This is a genomic window from Hymenobacter sp. CRA2, from assembly GCF_002007105.1.
Taxonomy (GTDB): domain Bacteria; phylum Bacteroidota; class Bacteroidia; order Cytophagales; family Hymenobacteraceae; genus Solirubrum.
Map to the genome: position 1 here is coordinate 332898 of NZ_MVBC01000002.1, position 15497 is coordinate 348394.

The following is a 15497-nucleotide window of genomic DNA, read 5'->3' on the forward strand; positions in this document are numbered from 1 at the left end:
AAGCCCACAAAAAAGCCCGCTGAGCATGCTCAGCGGGCTTTTTTGTGGGCTTACTAGGCAGCTCCTTAGCTTTTCTTGCTGCCGAACACGCGCTTGAGCAGGTCCGTGGTGCGCGCCACCGGGTTTTCGCGGATGTTGGCCTCCTCTTGCGCAATAAGCGTGAACAGCCCGTCGACGGCCTTGCCGGTGGCGTATTCGTTCAGGTTCGGGTTGACGGGCCGCACCAGCGGAATCTGGTTGTAGCGCGACACAAGCGAGGTGTAGTACTTCGTGGCGCTGGTTTGGTCCAGGGCCTGCTGCATGATGGGCGAAAAGGCCGTTACCAGCTGCGTGGTGGTGGTGCGCTTCAGGTACTGCGTGGCCGCGTCTTTCTGGCCCGTCAGAATATTCCACACATCCGAAAACGTGAGGCTCTTGATGGCCGAAATAAAGATGGGCTTGGCCTTGATGGCGGCCTGTTCGGCACCGCGGTTCAGCGCCAGCTCAAACTTGTCGACTTCCCCGCCCAGGCCAATGGCCCGCAACGAAGTAGCCACGCGCTGAGCATCGGGCGGAAACGGGATGCGAATGAGCCTGTTCAGGTAAAAGCCGTCCGTTTGTGAGGCTTGGTCGGCGCCTTTGCTGATGCCCAGGGTCAGGGCTTCCTTCAGGCCCAGGGCGGCTTCCTGCTGGGTAATGCTGCCCGTACCGGTGCTGCCGGTTTTGGTGGTGCTGGGCAGGGTAATCTTGCCGATTTTGGGCAGCTTGATGATTTGTGCCTGGGCCGTAGAAACGCCCAGCAAAGCAACAGCAACGAACAGGGCGGCGGAGAAACGATTCTTCATGACGAGGTAAATCCCGTGAGCGGGCATTCAGTTCGCGGGAAAGGCAGAAACCGGACCAAAATCGACGGCCGGTGGTGCGGGCTTGCTCTTACTGCTGATCAAAGGCGCGTTTCAGCGTGGCCGTGCTGCGGGCCGAGGAGTTCAGGCGGATGCGGCTTTCCTCGTCGGCAATCAGCGTGAACAGGCCTTCGGAGGCCTTACCGGACACGTAGTCGGTGAGGTTGGTGCTGATGGGCGTGACCAGTGGTATTTTCTTGTAGCGCAGCATCAGCTCGCCGTAGGCCTGCTTGGCGCCGGTCTGCTCCAGGGCCGCATCTACCAGGGGGCGCAATTCCTGCTGCACCTGCGCCAGCTGTTGCTGCTTGAACTGCTGCGCAATGGCCCGGCTCTCGCGGGTGTTCACGAGGGCCATCCCGTCGGCCACAGCGTAGCGCTGGGCGGCGTTAGCGAAGACGGTTTGCGTCTGCGGGTTGGCGGCCAGGGCTTCGGCGGCGCGGTTCATCTGCACCTCAAACTTGTCGATGACGGCGCCCATGCGCAGGCCGCGCAGCGTGGTGTTGACCAGTTCGGCCTCGGGCGGAAACGGGATGCGGATGTCGGGGTTGCCGTTGAAGGCGTCGGCCTCGGCGCCGGCTTGCATGGCGCGGGTGATGCTCAGCGTCACGGCTTCGCGCACGGCAGCCGTGGCTTCATCGGCCGTCAGCGGCACGGGCGCCGGGGCCGCGGCGGGGGCCGGCGCGGCTTTGGTTGTGGTGGCAGCCTTCGTGGTAGTCGTCTTAGCGGTGGTGGTTTTGGCCGTCGTTTTGGCGGGAGCCTTGGCGGTGGTTTTCTTCGCCGTGGTGGTTTTGGTAGTCGTCGTTTTGGCCGTGGTTTTCGGCTTGGTCTGGGCCGACAGATCGGTGGCGGTGAGCAGGCCCAGGGCCAGAACGAAAGCGGAGTAAGAAGTGGGCTTCATGCGGTGAAGTTGAGGAAAGGCAGGTGAAAGAGACGTGAGCCCGGAATTAAGCCAAACCAAACGTCGTCGGCGCGGTCTTACAAACGCCGTGCGCAAATTGCGCCGAAATCCCCGTCCCTCCATTTTCTTTCGCTATGCCACAAACGCCAGCCGTCGAAATCATCACCATCGGCGACGAATTGCTCTACGGCCAAGTCATCGACACCAATTCGGCCTGGATGGGCCAGGAACTGGGCAAAATCGGCCTGCGTATACGCCAGATCAGCTCCGTTTCCGACCGCGCCGAGGAAATCGTGCGCGCCCTCGATGAGGCCCGGCAGCGCGCCCAGGTAGTGCTCATGACCGGCGGCCTGGGCCCCACCAAGGATGATCTGACCAAGCACGTACTGGCCCACTACTTCCACTCGGAGCTGGCCCTGTACGAACCTTCCCTGCGCGACGTGGAAGCCATTTTTGCCCGATTCAACCGTCCCATGCTGGAAGTTAACCGCCAGCAGGCCTTCCTGCCCACCGCCTGCACCCCGCTGCGCAACACCGTGGGCACGGCCCCCGGCATGTGGTTCGACGGCGAAGACGGCGTGGTGTTCGTGTCGATGCCCGGCGTGCCTTTCGAGATGAAGCACCTGATGGCCACCCACGTCCTGCCCAAGCTGCAGCAGCACTTTCAGGTGCCGCCCATTGAGCACGCCGTGCTGCAGACTGTCGGTCAGGGCGAGTCGTTTCTGGCCGAGCAGATTGCCGACTGGGAAGCGCAGCTGCCGCCCAACATGAAGTTGGCCTACTTGCCCTACCTCGGCGGCGTGCGCCTGCGCCTCACCGCCACCGACGACGGCCAGCCTGACCTGCGCGGCCGCCTGGAAGCCCAGCTGCCCGCTGTGCGCGCTCTGCTGGGCCCCTACCTGTTTGCCGAGGGCGAAATCAACCTGGAAACTGCTCTGGGCGCTATGCTGCAGCATCGGGGCCTGACCATCGGCACGGCCGAAAGCTGCACCGGCGGCACCATTGCCCAGCGCCTGACCAGCGTGGCGGGCAGTTCGGCCTACTTCCAGGGCAGCGTGGTGGCCTACGCCAACGACGTGAAAATCCGCCAGCTGGAAGTCAGCCCCGATACGCTGGAATCGTACGGGGCCGTGAGCGAGCAAACGGTGCGCGAAATGGCTGAGGGCTTGCGCCGCACCCTGGGCGTCGACGTGGCCGTGGCCACCAGCGGCATTGCCGGCCCCGGCGGCGGCTCCGACGAGAAGCCCGTGGGCACCTTCTGGCTGGCCTACGCCGACGCGCACCAGACGGTGGCGCGCAAGGTCAGCTTCAACCGCGGCCGCCAGCTCAACATCGAATACATCAGCACCGTGGCCCTGAACCTGGTGCGCCAGCACCTGCCGGCAGCCAACTAAACGGCCAAATCAACGTTCACGGGGGCAGCCAAGCGCTTTTTTGGGCTCAACCTAACAAGTGTTCGGCTCCGATTACGCGGCAATTGCCAAATCCGCTACCTTTGGCCCCGATTTCGGCCTCCCCAGCCGCGAATCGACTCCGAACAGATCAAGCTTCCTTTCCCACCCCCGAATTCTTCAAAGCAACCTCCGCATGGCACGAGTGGAAATGGTGATGCCCAAAATGGGCGAAAGTATCATGGAAGGCACCGTCCTGAAATGGCTCAAACAGGTGGGCGACACCATTGAGCAGGACGAATCGGTGCTGGAAGTGGCTACCGATAAAGTGGACACCGAAGTGCCCGCCATCCACGCCGGCGTGCTGCAGCAGATCCTGGTGGAAGAAGGCCAGGTGGTAGCCGTAGGCGCCCCCATTGCCATCGTCGAAACCGACGCCGCCGCGGCTTCCAACGGCCAGGCCCCTGCCGCAGCACCCGCCGCTGCCCAGGAAACCCAAGAAGCCGAAGCCGCTGCCGCTGTGCCCTTCGTGCCGAACGCTGCGGCCGCCGCCAACGCGGGTGGCGCTCAGCTCGGCGAAGCCCTTCCCGGCCGCTTCTACTCGCCGCTGGTGCTCAACATCGCCCGCGAAGAAGGCATTTCCATGGCCGATCTGGAGCGTGTGCCCGGCACCGGCCAAGGCGGCCGCGTGACGAAGAAGGACATTCTGGACTACGTAGCCAACCGCGGCCAGCAAGCTGCCCCGGCCGCGGCTCCGGCTGCTTCAGCTCCGCAGGCCCCGGCCCAACCGGCCGCTCAGGCCCAGCCGGCTGCTCCGGCACCAGCGGCTCCGGCTCCCGTGGCCCAGCAGGCGGCCGCCCCGGCCAGCAAGCCGGCTCCGTCGGTCAGCGGCAACCAGGAGCTGGTGGAGATGGACCGCATGCGCAAGATGATTGCCCAGCGCATGGTCGACTCGAAGCGCATTTCGCCGCACGTTACCTCCTTCGTGGAAGCCGACGTGACCGAAATCGTGAACTGGCGCAACAAGCACAAGGACGCCTACAAAAAGCGCGAGGGCGAAAACCTCACCTTCACGCCCATCTTCGTGCAGGCCATTGCCCGCGCCATCCAGGACTTCCCGAACATCAACGTGTCCGTTGACGGGGACTACATCATCAAGAAGCGCGACATCAACGTGGGCGTGGCCGTGGCCCTGCCCTCGGGCAACCTCATCGTGCCGGTGATTCACGGCGCCGACCAGCTGAACCTGAACGGCCTGACCAAGCGCGTGAATGACCTGGCGAACCGTGCCCGGGCCAACAAGCTCAAGCCCGAGGACCTGGAAGGCGGCACCTACACGCTCTCCAACGTGGGCTCCTTCGGCAACGTGATGGGCACGCCCATCATCATGCAGCCGCAGGTGGCCATCATGGCTGTGGGCGCCATCAAGAAGAAGCCCGCCGTCATCGAGACGCCGCAGGGTGACCTGATCGGGGTGCGCCACTTCATGTTCCTCTCGCACAGCTACGACCACCGCGTAGTCGATGGCTCACTCGGCGGCATGTTCGTGCGCCGCGTAGCTGACTACCTGGAGCAGTTCGACCCGAACACGACCATCTAGTAACGCTTTACCTCACTTGAACAAGCCCGTCACCTCGGCGGGCTTTTCTTTTTGACTTCCTGCCGGTTATGAAAAACTTCATCACCCTCGGGGCGCTGGTCATTTCGCTGGCCCTGATCATTTACCTCTACTTTCGGCTCTCTGCCGCCGAGCGGGACCTGGCCCAGGCCAAACGCCACGTAGCCGACTGCGAACAGGTAACCTTTCAGCTGCAAAACCAGCTGACGGCGCAGAACCGCGCCAAGGCCGCGGCGGCCGGGCAACCGGTGCCGGGCGAGCAGGAGTAAGGTCTGGGGCAAACAGAACGTCATCCTGAGCCGCAGGCGAAGGACCTTACCGCGTTGAGCGACCATCGTCACAACGACTCGTTCTGGCGGGATAAAGCCCTCCACCTGCGGCTCAGGATGACAGACGATTTCCCAATCAATCAGCTATAAAGCAAAACCGGCTGCCCTCCGCAAGGAAGGCAGCCGGTTTCGTATCAGCCGAAGCCGAAAAGGCAATTACAGCGCGGCCAGGCTCTGCTCCAGCGCCGAAATCTTAGCTTCGGCGTCGGCCAGTTTCTGCCGCTCCTTGTCTACCAGCTCGGGCTTGGCATTCTGCACGAATTTCTCGTTGCTAAGCTTCTGCAGCACCGACTTGCGGAAGCCCTGCGCGTATTCCAGCTCCTTGGTCAGGCGCTCCTTCTCGGCCCCGAGGTCAATCTGGCCCTCCATCGGCACGAAGAACTCGGCCCCACCGGATACGAAGCCCACGGCAGCGGCCGGCGCGGCGTCCACCACGCTGATTTCCGTCAGGGAAGCCAGCTTGCGGATGATGCCGTCGTAGTCCTGCAGCAGCTGCGCGTCGTCGGTTTTGGCGGCCAGGGTCAGCGCCTTGTTCGGGCCGAGGCCCTTCTGGTTGCGGATGGTGCGCACGCCGCCCACGATGTCCAGGGCCTTTTCCATACGGCTGAGCAGCTCGGCGCCGTTGGCCACGGGCTGCTGCTTGGGCCAGGGCGCCACGCAGAGGTAGTCCTTGGGCCCACGCTCGGCCAGGTGATGCCAGATTTCCTCCGTGATGAAGGGCATGAAGGGGTGCAGCAGCTTCAGCAGCTGCTCGAAGAAGCCGGTGGTGCGGCGCAACGTTTCCGCGTCGATGGGTGCCTGGTAGGCGGGCTTGATCATCTCCAGGTACACCGAGCAGAAGTCGTCCCACACCAGCTTGTAGATGGTCATCAGCGCGTCCGACATGCGGAACTTGGCGAAATGCTCGTCCAGCTCAGTCAGCGTGGCCTGCAGCTTGGCCTGGAACCACTCGGCGGCCCGCTCGCCGGCGAAGGGCAGGGCGGCATCCACTTCCCAGCCCTGCGTGAGGCGGAAGGCGTTCCAGAGCTTGTTGGTGAAGTTGCGGCCCTGCTCTACCAGCTTGATGTCGAAGAGCAGGTCGTTGCCGGCCGGCGACGAGAACAGCATGCCGGTGCGCACGCCGTCGGCGCCGTACTGGGCAATGAGGTCCAACGGGTCGGGCGAGTTGCCGAGGCTCTTGCTCATCTTACGGCCCTGGGCGTCGCGCACGATGCCGGTGAGGTACACGTTGCGGAAGGGCACGTCCTTGCGGTACTCCAGGCCGGCCATAATCATGCGGGCCACCCAGAAGAACAGGATTTCCGGGGCCGTCACGAGGTCGTCGGTGGGGTAGTAATAGTTGACGTCGGCGTTGTCCGGGTCCTTGAAGCCGTCGAACACGGAAATCGGCCACAGCCACGACGAAAACCAGGTATCGAGCACGTCTTCGTCCTGGCGCAAGTCGCTAATCTGCAGCGACTCATTACCACTCTGCTCACGCGCCAGTTGAAGGGCTTCTTCGTCACTGAGGGCCACTACGAACGTGCCGTCGGGCAGGTAGTATGCGGGGATGCGCTGGCCCCACCAGAGCTGGCGGGAGATGCACCAGTCGCGCACGTTCTCCATCCACACCCGGTACATGTTCTTGAACTTGGCGGGGTGCAGCTTCACGCGGTCGTCCTCCACCACCTCCAGGGCGGGGCCGGCCATGTCGGCCATTTTCAGGAACCACTGCATGGACAGGCGCGGCTCGATGACGGCGCCGGTGCGCTCCGAGGTCTGCACGATGCTGGCGTACTCCTCCACCTTCACCACCAGGCCGGCTTCGTCGAGGTCCTTCACGATGGTGCGGCGGGCGGCGAAGCGGTCTTGGCCCACGTAGAGCACGGCCTTCTCGTTGAGGAAGCCCGAGTCGTCGAGGATGTCGATAACCGGCAGGTTGTGCTTCAGGCCCAGCTCGTAGTCGTTCAGGTCGTGCGCCGGGGTCACCTTCAGCGCGCCCGTGCCGAAGTCGATGCTCACGTACTCATCCAGAATCACCGGAATTTCGCGGCCCAGCAGCGGAATCTGCACTTTGGCGCCGTGCAGGTGCGTGTACCGCTCATCGTTGGGGTTCACGGCCACGGCCACGTCGGCCATGATGGTTTCGGGGCGCGAGGTAGCCACGGTGATGAACTCTCCTTCGCGGCCCATTACCGGGTAGCGCAGGTGGTACATCTTGGCCATGGTGTCCTTGGGAATCACCTCCTCATCCGACAGCGCCGTGCGGCCCTGCGGGTCCCAGTTCACCATGCGAATTCCGCGGTAGATCAGGCCCTTGCGGTACAGATCCACGAACACGCGCAGCACGGCTTCGGTCAGGTCCGGCTCCATGGTGAAGCGCGTGCGCGACCAGTCGCACGAGGCGCCGAGCTTCTTGAGCTGCTCCAGGATGATGCCGCCGTACTTCTCCTTCCATTCCCAGGCGTACTTCAGGAAGTCCTCCCGCGAGAGGTCTTTTTTCTCGATGCCTCGCTCCTTGAGCATCTGCACCACCTTGGCTTCGGTAGCAATGGAGGCGTGGTCGGTGCCGGGCACCCAGCAGGCTTCCTTGCCCTGCATGCGGGCGCGGCGCACCAGCACGTCCTGAATGGTGTTGTTCAGCATGTGGCCCATGTGCAGCACGCCGGTTACGTTCGGGGGCGGGATGACCACCGAGTAGGCCGGTTTGCGCGGGTTGGGCTTCGACGAGAAAAAGCCTTGCTCCTGCCAGCGTTGGTACCACTTGTCTTCTACCTCGGCGGGCTGGTAGGTCTTTGGGATGGACATAGTCGGGTGAAATCGGTTCGGAATCGGCAAAAGTAGGCATTTCGGACCGGGGGCGGAAGTACTCGGCAGCCCGGCCGCGGTGCTGAACAGCTGTTTCCCTGTTTTGGATTTAATGCAGCTTTAACGTTGAACCCTTCCAGGAATCATAGCTTTGCGTTGCTGCCAAACCCAAAGCTGGGCAAGAATTGCCGAAGGCGACTTACTTTTAGGTAGCCAGTTTCTGCCCGTACCCCGCCAACGAGTTCAGATGTCTACTTTGTTTAGTCGCTGGAAAAAACCTGCTCCGGCTCCCGCCGCTGCTTCCGCTCCGGCTTCTTCCGCTCCCGCCGCCAATGCGCCGCACCAAGGCACCATCCGCGTAGGCATGGGCCAGCTGCTGGTGGAAGGCGGGGAGCCGCTGCGCAACCTCGACCGGGCCGCCCGCATGATTCAGGAAGCCGCCGAGCAACGCTGCGACCTGGTGCTGCTGCCCGAAACCCTGGACTTCGCCTGGACGCACCCCAGCGCCCTCACCGAAGCCCAGCCCATTCCCGGTCCCTACTCCGACCGCCTCTGCCAGGAAGCCGCCCGCCACGGCATCTACGTGTGCGCCGGCCTCACGGAGCGCGCCCCCGACGGCCGCATCTACAACGCCGCCGTGCTCATCAATCCGCAGGGCGACGTTCTGCTGAAGTACCACAAGATCAATCTGCTCACCGTCGAGCAGCCGTTCTACGAAGTCGGCACCACGCTGGGCGTCATCGACACGCCGCTGGGCCGGCTGGGGCTGAACATCTGCGCCGACAACTACCTCGACGGGCTGCCCATCGGGCACACGCTGGCCCGTATGGGGGCCGAAATCATTCTTTCGCCCTCGTCCTGGACGGTGGATTACTCCATCACGGAGGAAGACGACCCGTACCGCGAGAAGTGGATCAAGCCCTACCAGATTCTGGCCTCGCTTTACAACGTGGTCGTGGTGGGCACTACCTCGGTGGGCTACATCGTGGGCGGGCCCTACGAAGGCAAGAAGAGCATCGGCTGCTCGCTGGCCGTGTCGGCGGAGGGCGTACAGGCCCAAGGCAAGTTCAACGAGTTTGCCGGCGAGCTGATCGTGGCCGACCTGCCCCGCCCCCACCGCCCGGAACGCGGTACTGCCATCACGGAGCGCCTGCGCCAGCGCGGCTACCGCTTCGACGAACTTCCGTAACTTAAGCCTTCCCTCCAGTCTGCGCCCCACCCAGCGCCTTTTTCGCCTATCGACCCACGTTTACCCAATGCCAACCACCCCCGCTACGGCCACCATCGACTCACCCATCGACCGGCCGGCCCCGCACCCCGGCTACCGGTGCTGCACCCGCTGCATCATGGATACCACCGTGCCTGGTATTCAGTTCGATAGCTCGGGGGAGTGCAACTTCTGCGCCCTGCACGACAAGATGGAGCGCGACAACCCGCTGGGCGCCGCCGGCGAAGCCTACGTGCAAGAGGCGGCGGATGACATGAAACGCCTCGGCCGCGGCAAGAAATACGACTGCGTGCTGGGCGTGAGCGGCGGCCGCGACAGCAGCTTTACGCTGTGGTACTGCGTGGTGAAGCTGGGCCTGCGCCCCCTGGCCGTGCACTTCAACGACGGCTTCGGCAACCCCGTAGCCGGCGAAAACATGGTGAAGGCCTGCCGCAAGCTCGGCGTGGAGCTGCGCACCATCACCTCCGACTGGCGCGAGTCGAAAGACCTGAAGATTGCCTTTCTGAAGGCCTCGACGCCCGACATCGAGGAGGGCACCGACGTGGGCATTGCCACGGCCCTGTACGGCGTGGCGGCCAAGGAAGGCGTGCAGCGCATCATCATCGGGCAGTCGTTTCGCACCGAGGGCATTGCGCCACTGTCGTGGAACTTCCTCGACGGCAAGTACCTGAAGGCCGTGCACCGGCAGTTCGGTACGGTACCGCTGCGCAAGTGGAGCCCCACCGATCCGGGCTTCAACCTGGACCTGAAGGAAATGTTCTACTACGCGGTGGTGCGCGGCATCCGCACGGTCACCCTGCTCTACCACGTGCCCTACGTGCGGGCCGACGTGGACCAGCTGCTGGAGCGGGAACTGGACTGGGTAAACCCCGGCGCCCACTACTTCGACGACCTCTACCAGAGCGTCATTTATTACCTGAACCGCGTCAAGTTTGGCATCGACCGCCGCCTGTTCAACTACTCGGCGCTGGTGCGTTCGGGCCAGATGACGCGCGCAACGGCGCTGGCGAAGTGCCAGCACGTCAACGCCATCGAGGACGAGAAGGTCATCAACTTGTGCATCAAGCGCCTGGGCCTCACGCGCGAGGAGTTCGAGCAGATCGTGAATGCACCGGTCAAAACGTTCCGCGACTATCCCAACAACTACTCCCTGATCCGGCTGCTGCGCTGGCCCATCAAAGTAGCCAGCAAGCTGCGCCTGCTGCCCGAGTCGGCCTACGACAAGTACTTTAACTGCGGCACATAATCACGGATTTAGACGGATTCATCGGATTTCACGGATTTGGTGGACGATTGTCGTCCAGGTGGTGCCACGACTCTACAAGTCGTGGCACCACTTCGTTTACGCCGCACCGCCCGAAGGATGACCAAATATCCAGTCAGTTGTCCTTACCGGCAGCTTAAAACAGAAGCGCCACGGCTCAAAGCCGTGGCGCTTCTTCGTCCGGACGACAATCGTCCACCAAATCCGTGAAATCCGAACAATCCGTCTAAATCCGTGATTTAGGCCACGTGCAGCCAGTCTTTCTTTTGCAGCAGGCGCTCCTGGGTTTCGCGGTAGTCGGGGTCGTCCACGCAGCAGTCGACGGGGCAGACGGCCGCGCATTGAGGTTCTTCGTGGAAGCCCACGCACTCGGTGCACTTGTCCGATACGATGTAGTAGTACTCGTCGGAGACGGGCGTCTGGGGGGAGGTAGCGTCGACTTGCTTGCCGCCATCCACCTCCACGGTGCCTTTCAGCATGGTGCCGTCGGCCCAGCGCCAGTTCGCGCCGCCTTCGTAGATGGCGTTATTGGGGCATTCCGGTTCGCAGGCACCACAGTTGATGCACTCGTCGGTAATCATGATGGCCATGGCCGTAGGTCGTCAGGTTGAGAGTTCGAAGTAAGGCTGATACGCAGCGGCCGGGGCTTGAGGTTTGCTCACTCCACCCGACGTACGCGCAGGCGCGGTGCGCACAGCCCGGCAAAAGTAGTACCGGCCGCGCTTTCTTGCGAACTTTCGGCTTCGTTTCCCGCTTTTGCTACTCTATGACCCACGCCGAACGACTCGCGGCTTTCATCCGCCTTGGCCAGCGCCTGCGCACTCTCTCCGACGACGAACTGTACTCCCTCGCGGCCCGCGCCCGCAACCACAACCCGTGGTTCGACGAGCCCAACGTGCGCGCGGCCTTCGCCGGCGTAGCGGAGCTGCTGGATGCCGAGCCGCTGACGGCCTGGGCCACCCGCTACCCCGCCGAGCCCCAGGGCGAGCCGCGGCGCGTGGGCGTGGTGATGGCCGGCAACATTCCCCTGGTGGGCTTTCACGATATGCTCTGCGTGCTGCTGAGCGGCCATACGCTACTGGCCAAGCTCTCGGCCGACGACAACATCCTGCTCCGGTGGGTGGGCGCGCAGCTGCTGGAAATCGAGCCGCGCTTCGAGGACCGCCTGCGCTTCGTGGAGATGCTGCGCGAGGCCGACGCGTTCATTGCGACGGGCTCCGACAACACGGCCCGCTACTTTGAGTTCTACTTCAGCAAAAAGCCTCACCTGATTCGCCGCAACCGCTCCAGCGTGGGCGTCATTGCCGGCCTGGAGCCGCGCGAGGAACTGGCCCACTTCGGCGCCGACGTGTTTCGGTACTACGGCCTGGGCTGCCGCAACGTCTCGAAGCTGCTGGTGCCGACGGGCTACGATTTCCGCCCCTTCCTCGACGCCATGCAGTCCTGGGAAGCCGTCGATAACCACAACCGCTACCACAACAACTACGACTACCAGAAGAGCCTGCTGCTTGTGAACCGCGTGCCGCACCTCGACAACGGCTTTCTGCTGCTGACCGAGAGCATACAGCTCGTCTCCCCCATTTCGGTGCTGCACTACAGCGAGTACCAGGACGAGCAGGACTTGCGTCAGCAACTCACCGACATAGCTGAGAAAACGCAGGTGGTGGTATCGGTCAACGGCTGGTACCCGGGCTCGGTACCGGCCGGGCAGGCGCAGTGTCCGGGCGTGGCCGACTACCCCGATGGCGTCGACACGATGGCCTTTTTGACGTCGTTATCGTAGAAAAGCCAGCCGCGCCACTTTTTCTGACGTTCACGCAGCCTTCACCGGACGCGCCGTCTTTGGCACGGTTGTTTGTTCTCCGTTTACTGAACCTTCCGATCTGACATCCATGCTCATTGTCAATGAATCGGCCGAAACCGTTGCCAAAGAAACGATTCCGACCCTCCACTTCCCCCAAGAAGACGTCCTTCACACCCCCGACGAGCGTAAGCTGCGCCGCTTCGATGCCGACCGGGCCTGCGCCCTCGGCAACAACGAGCACGGTAAGCTCGACATCTATTTCAAAACCGCCGACGGGCAGACCAAGCGCGTGCAAACCACCGTTTGGGGCGTGCACGAAAGCTACCTCACCCTGAAAGCCGGCGTCACCCTCCCGATTCGCTCCATCATCGGGTTTGACTTCTATTAATCACGGATTCAGCCGGATTTTTTGGATTTCACGGATTTTGTGAACGATTACAGAGCCGAAGCTTTACAGCTTCGGCTCTTTCGTTTGAAAGCGGTTGAGCAGATATGGTCCCAAGCACAAACGCAAACAGCCCGGCCGCATGGCCGGGCTGTTTAGCGGACAATCGTCCACAAAATCCGTGAAATCCGACCGATCCGGCTAAATCCGTGATTAGATGCGCGACAGGGTTTTCGCAATCAGGTCGTTGACCGTCTGGTCGCTGTTTTCGGCAAATTCGCCGGTGGCGCGGTTGGCCACGATGGCGTTCAGCGACACGACTTCGTGGCCGAGCATGCGGCCCAGGGCGTAGTAGCCGGCCGTTTCCATCTCGAAGTTGGTCAGGCGGAAAGTGCCTTCGGCGTTGCTGTACTGCACGTGGCGCAGGCGCTCCAGCAAGTCGGGGTAGCGCAGCTCCAGGCGCAGCGAGCGGCCCTGCGGCCCGTAGAAGCCGGGGCAGGTGACGGTGTTGCCCGTGAACATACCCGCGCCGAGCTGCTCGCGCAGCAAATCGGAGCCGAGCACGCAGTACGGGCGGTAATCCAGCCCCACGGCCTGCTGCACGGCGGTGGCAAACTCCACTTCGGCGCCGGTTTCCACCAGCGGATAAAACTGCATCAAGGACTCCAGCCCGATGGCGTGCTCCGTGACCAGGTGCGAGCCGACGGGAATATCGGGCTGCAGGCAGCCGCTGGTGCCCACGCGGATGATGCGCAGGGCAATGCGCTCCTCCAAGGGCCGGGGCTGCCGCGTCACGAAGTCGATGTTGACCAGCGCGTCCAGCTCGTTGAGTACGATGTCGATGTTGTCGGTGCCGATGCCGGTGGAAATGACCGTGAGGCGCTTGCCGCGGTAATAGCCCACGTGGGTCACAAACTCGCGCTTGGACACTTCGGTCTCGATGGAATCGAAGTGCTGGCTCACGAGGCCCACGCGGTCGGGGTCGCCGACGGTGATGATGGTATCGGAAATGTGGTCGGGCAGCAGATTCAGGTGGTAGATGCTGCCGTCGCGGTTCAGAATAAGTTCCGAGGCGGGAATCGACATGGCGCTAGGGGCTCGGGTGAGAGTGAAGGTTTGGAAAGGTCTGTTTAGCTTCGGTCGAAACGGGTGCCCCGCAACTCGGTTCCGAAGTGATTAATACGGTCCTGCAATTCGCGTTTTTGCTGCAGGAAACGTTTGAGGGCAATGTTTCCGGCAGCGCGCTCGTCCAGCAGTTGATCTAGCTGCTGCCGTACGCGGGCTTGCGCTAGCATTACTTGGTACAAGCGCCAAGTGTTGCTTGTACGAAACTCGGCGAAGTTGAATGCGTCTGAGCGCGCTTCGCCGGTTACTTTCTCGAAGGAGTTTCCGGCCCGATTAGGAAAAGAAACCTGCTGACCAAATTCGAAGGAGGGCGCTCGGCGAATGTATTGTTCGAAGCCGGTAGCCTGAAAGCCCATGTGACCGTTGCGCAACTGTATCATCCATTCGTTTTCAAGTTTCCGCTCTATTCCATCTATTTCAAGGGCGTTTTCTTTTGATAACCCTTCAATGAAATCAAAGTCAAATTCTACATTCTGTACACCTAGAAACACAAGCGTCGCCGGTGCCACCCAGAAGGTAAAGCTGGTGCCGTCTACTTCAGGCTGATTCCACTGGAAGATGTAGTCAATATCCAGCAGCAGCTCCTGTCCCAGCAACCGCCAAGCATATACAGATGCATCATGCCAGCCCATTAGGTCGAAGTCAGCGTCCGTCCAAAGCCATTTTTCCACCTGGTATGCTTCTGGTGCTTCCATAAGCTGCAAACGTCGGGCAAAAAACGAAAAAACCGCGGCCGTGGCCACGGTTTTTGGTGACGTTCCAGCAAGGGAGCTTGCGCAGAGCTGCTTACGAACGCACCGGTGCGCGGTACGACGAAAGGCCCTGCTCGGGGTTGTAGTGGTTGCTAAGCTTGGGGTAGTTGCCGGTGCCGTCGTAGGGGCGCTTGTCGGGGTGCTGCTGGCAGGCGTCAGAGCAGGCGCCTTCGCGCTGCTCGGCGCAGCTTTCGCAGAGCACCACGTGGGCGTTGCAGTGCGGGTTGGCGCAGTTGACCATCCGCTCGTCCGGCTTGCCGCAACTGATGCAAGTAGCTACTACCGTCGGGTTCACCGTATTCACGTCCACGGCCACGCGCCCGTCGAACACGTAGCACTTGCCTTCAAAGTCCTCGCCGCCAGCTTCCAGGCCGTACTTGATGATGCCGCCGTGGAGCTGGTACACGTTTTCGAAGCCCTGATCCAGCAGGAAAGCCGAGGCCTTTTCGCACTTGATGCCGCCGGTGCAGTAAGTCAGGATTTTCTTGTCCTGAAACTGACGTAGCTCCTCCACCTTCTCCGGAAACTCGCGGAAGTTGCCGATGTGGAGCGTCACGGCGTTTTTGAAGCGGCCGAGGTTATGCTCGTAGTCGGAGCGCACGTCCAGGATGACGACGTCGTCCCGGTCTTTCATGGCCTTGAACTCCTCGGGCGAAAGGTGCACGCCGGTCCGTTCGTAGGGCTTGATGGCGGGCAGGCCCACGTGCACGATTTCGGGCTTGATGCGCACGTGCAGCTTCTGGAACGTGTGCGCGGGTGCCTCTTCTACCTTGAACTCCAGCGCCGCAAAACGCGGATCGGCCTTCACGGCCTGCATGTACGCCTCGCAGTCGGCCACCGTGCCCGACACCGTCCCGTTCAGCCCTTCACCGGCCACAATGATGCGGCCGCGCAGGTTCAGGCGCAGGCACAGGCGGTGATGCTCCTCGCGAAACGCCTCGGGGTCTTCGATGTGCGTGTAGCAGTAGTAAAGCAGTACGCGGTAATCCATTGCGGAGTAGTCAGTATTGAGTACTGAGTATTGAGACAACCGCC

At 62.3% G+C, this 15497-nt stretch carries 14 protein-coding genes; 7 read left to right on the forward strand and 7 right to left on the reverse strand.

Annotated elements, in window-relative coordinates:
* Positions 1-65: 65 nt before the first annotated feature.
* Complete coding sequence (locus tag B0919_RS05140) at positions 66-824, reverse strand: DUF4197 domain-containing protein (RefSeq protein WP_078011146.1); 759 nt, start codon at positions 822-824, stop codon at positions 66-68.
* Between the two features lie 88 nt (positions 825-912).
* Positions 913-1779: a DUF4197 domain-containing protein gene (locus tag B0919_RS05145; RefSeq protein ID WP_078011147.1), complete on the reverse strand. Its 867-nt coding sequence runs from the start codon at positions 1777-1779 to the stop codon at positions 913-915.
* A 134-nt stretch (positions 1780-1913) separates the two neighbouring features.
* Between B0919_RS05145 and B0919_RS05150 the strand changes: the two genes are divergently transcribed.
* The 3 genes from B0919_RS05150 (at position 1914) to B0919_RS05160 (ending at position 5057) form a co-directional block, all read left to right on the forward strand.
* Positions 1914-3173 carry a competence/damage-inducible protein A gene (locus B0919_RS05150; protein ID WP_078011148.1) on the forward strand — a complete coding sequence of 420 codons (1260 nt, stop codon included), beginning with the start codon at positions 1914-1916 and terminating at the stop codon, positions 3171-3173.
* 193 nt (positions 3174-3366) lie between these two features.
* Positions 3367-4770 carry a dihydrolipoamide acetyltransferase family protein gene (locus tag B0919_RS05155; protein WP_078011149.1) on the forward strand — a complete coding sequence of 468 codons (1404 nt, stop codon included), beginning with the start codon at positions 3367-3369 and terminating at the stop codon, positions 4768-4770.
* Between the two features lie 68 nt (positions 4771-4838).
* Entirely contained in the window at positions 4839-5057 is a 219-nt protein-coding gene (locus B0919_RS05160) for a hypothetical protein (RefSeq protein ID WP_078011150.1), read from the forward strand.
* A 216-nt stretch (positions 5058-5273) separates the two neighbouring features.
* Here the strand turns inward: B0919_RS05160 and B0919_RS05165 are convergent, their stop codons facing one another.
* Positions 5274-7904: a valine--tRNA ligase gene (locus tag B0919_RS05165; protein WP_078011151.1), complete on the reverse strand. Its 2631-nt coding sequence runs from the start codon at positions 7902-7904 to the stop codon at positions 5274-5276.
* 247 nt (positions 7905-8151) lie between these two features.
* On the opposite strand from B0919_RS05165, the gene B0919_RS05170 reads away from it, so the two are divergent.
* Both B0919_RS05170 and B0919_RS05175 read left to right on the forward strand, forming a co-directional pair.
* A complete protein-coding gene (locus tag B0919_RS05170; protein WP_078011152.1) occupies positions 8152-9093 on the forward strand; it encodes a carbon-nitrogen hydrolase family protein in 942 nt (313 codons plus the stop codon).
* Between the two features lie 67 nt (positions 9094-9160).
* Complete coding sequence (locus B0919_RS05175) at positions 9161-10378, forward strand: N-acetyl sugar amidotransferase (RefSeq protein ID WP_078011153.1); 1218 nt, start codon at positions 9161-9163, stop codon at positions 10376-10378.
* Positions 10379-10635: 257 nt separating this feature from the next.
* On the opposite strand, the gene B0919_RS05180 is transcribed toward B0919_RS05175, so the two are convergent.
* The gene (locus tag B0919_RS05180) at positions 10636-10986 is read right to left on the reverse strand and encodes a 4Fe-4S dicluster domain-containing protein (RefSeq protein WP_078011154.1); all 351 of its coding nucleotides are present in this window, start codon (positions 10984-10986) and stop codon (positions 10636-10638) included.
* 176 nt (positions 10987-11162) lie between these two features.
* On the opposite strand from B0919_RS05180, the gene B0919_RS05185 reads away from it, so the two are divergent.
* Positions 11163-12179 (forward strand): acyl-CoA reductase, encoded by a 1017-nt coding sequence (locus tag B0919_RS05185; RefSeq protein ID WP_078011155.1) that lies wholly within the window; start codon positions 11163-11165, stop codon positions 12177-12179.
* 109 nt (positions 12180-12288) lie between these two features.
* Positions 12289-12588 (forward strand): hypothetical protein, encoded by a 300-nt coding sequence (locus B0919_RS05190; RefSeq protein ID WP_078011156.1) that lies wholly within the window; start codon positions 12289-12291, stop codon positions 12586-12588.
* 210 nt (positions 12589-12798) lie between these two features.
* Here the strand turns inward: B0919_RS05190 and B0919_RS05195 are convergent, their stop codons facing one another.
* The 3 genes from B0919_RS05195 to B0919_RS05205 form a co-directional block, all read right to left on the reverse strand.
* Positions 12799-13671: a nucleoside phosphorylase gene (locus tag B0919_RS05195; protein WP_078011157.1), complete on the reverse strand. Its 873-nt coding sequence runs from the start codon at positions 13669-13671 to the stop codon at positions 12799-12801.
* A gap of 44 nt (positions 13672-13715) precedes the next feature.
* On the reverse strand, positions 13716-14405 hold the full coding sequence (locus tag B0919_RS05200) for a hypothetical protein (protein ID WP_139361922.1): 690 nt from the start codon (positions 14403-14405) through the stop codon (positions 13716-13718).
* Positions 14406-14496: 91 nt separating this feature from the next.
* Positions 14497-15453, reverse strand: coding sequence for a rhodanese-related sulfurtransferase (locus tag B0919_RS05205; protein ID WP_078011159.1), 957 nt, complete (start codon positions 15451-15453; stop codon positions 14497-14499).
* Positions 15454-15497: the final 44 nt, after the last annotated feature.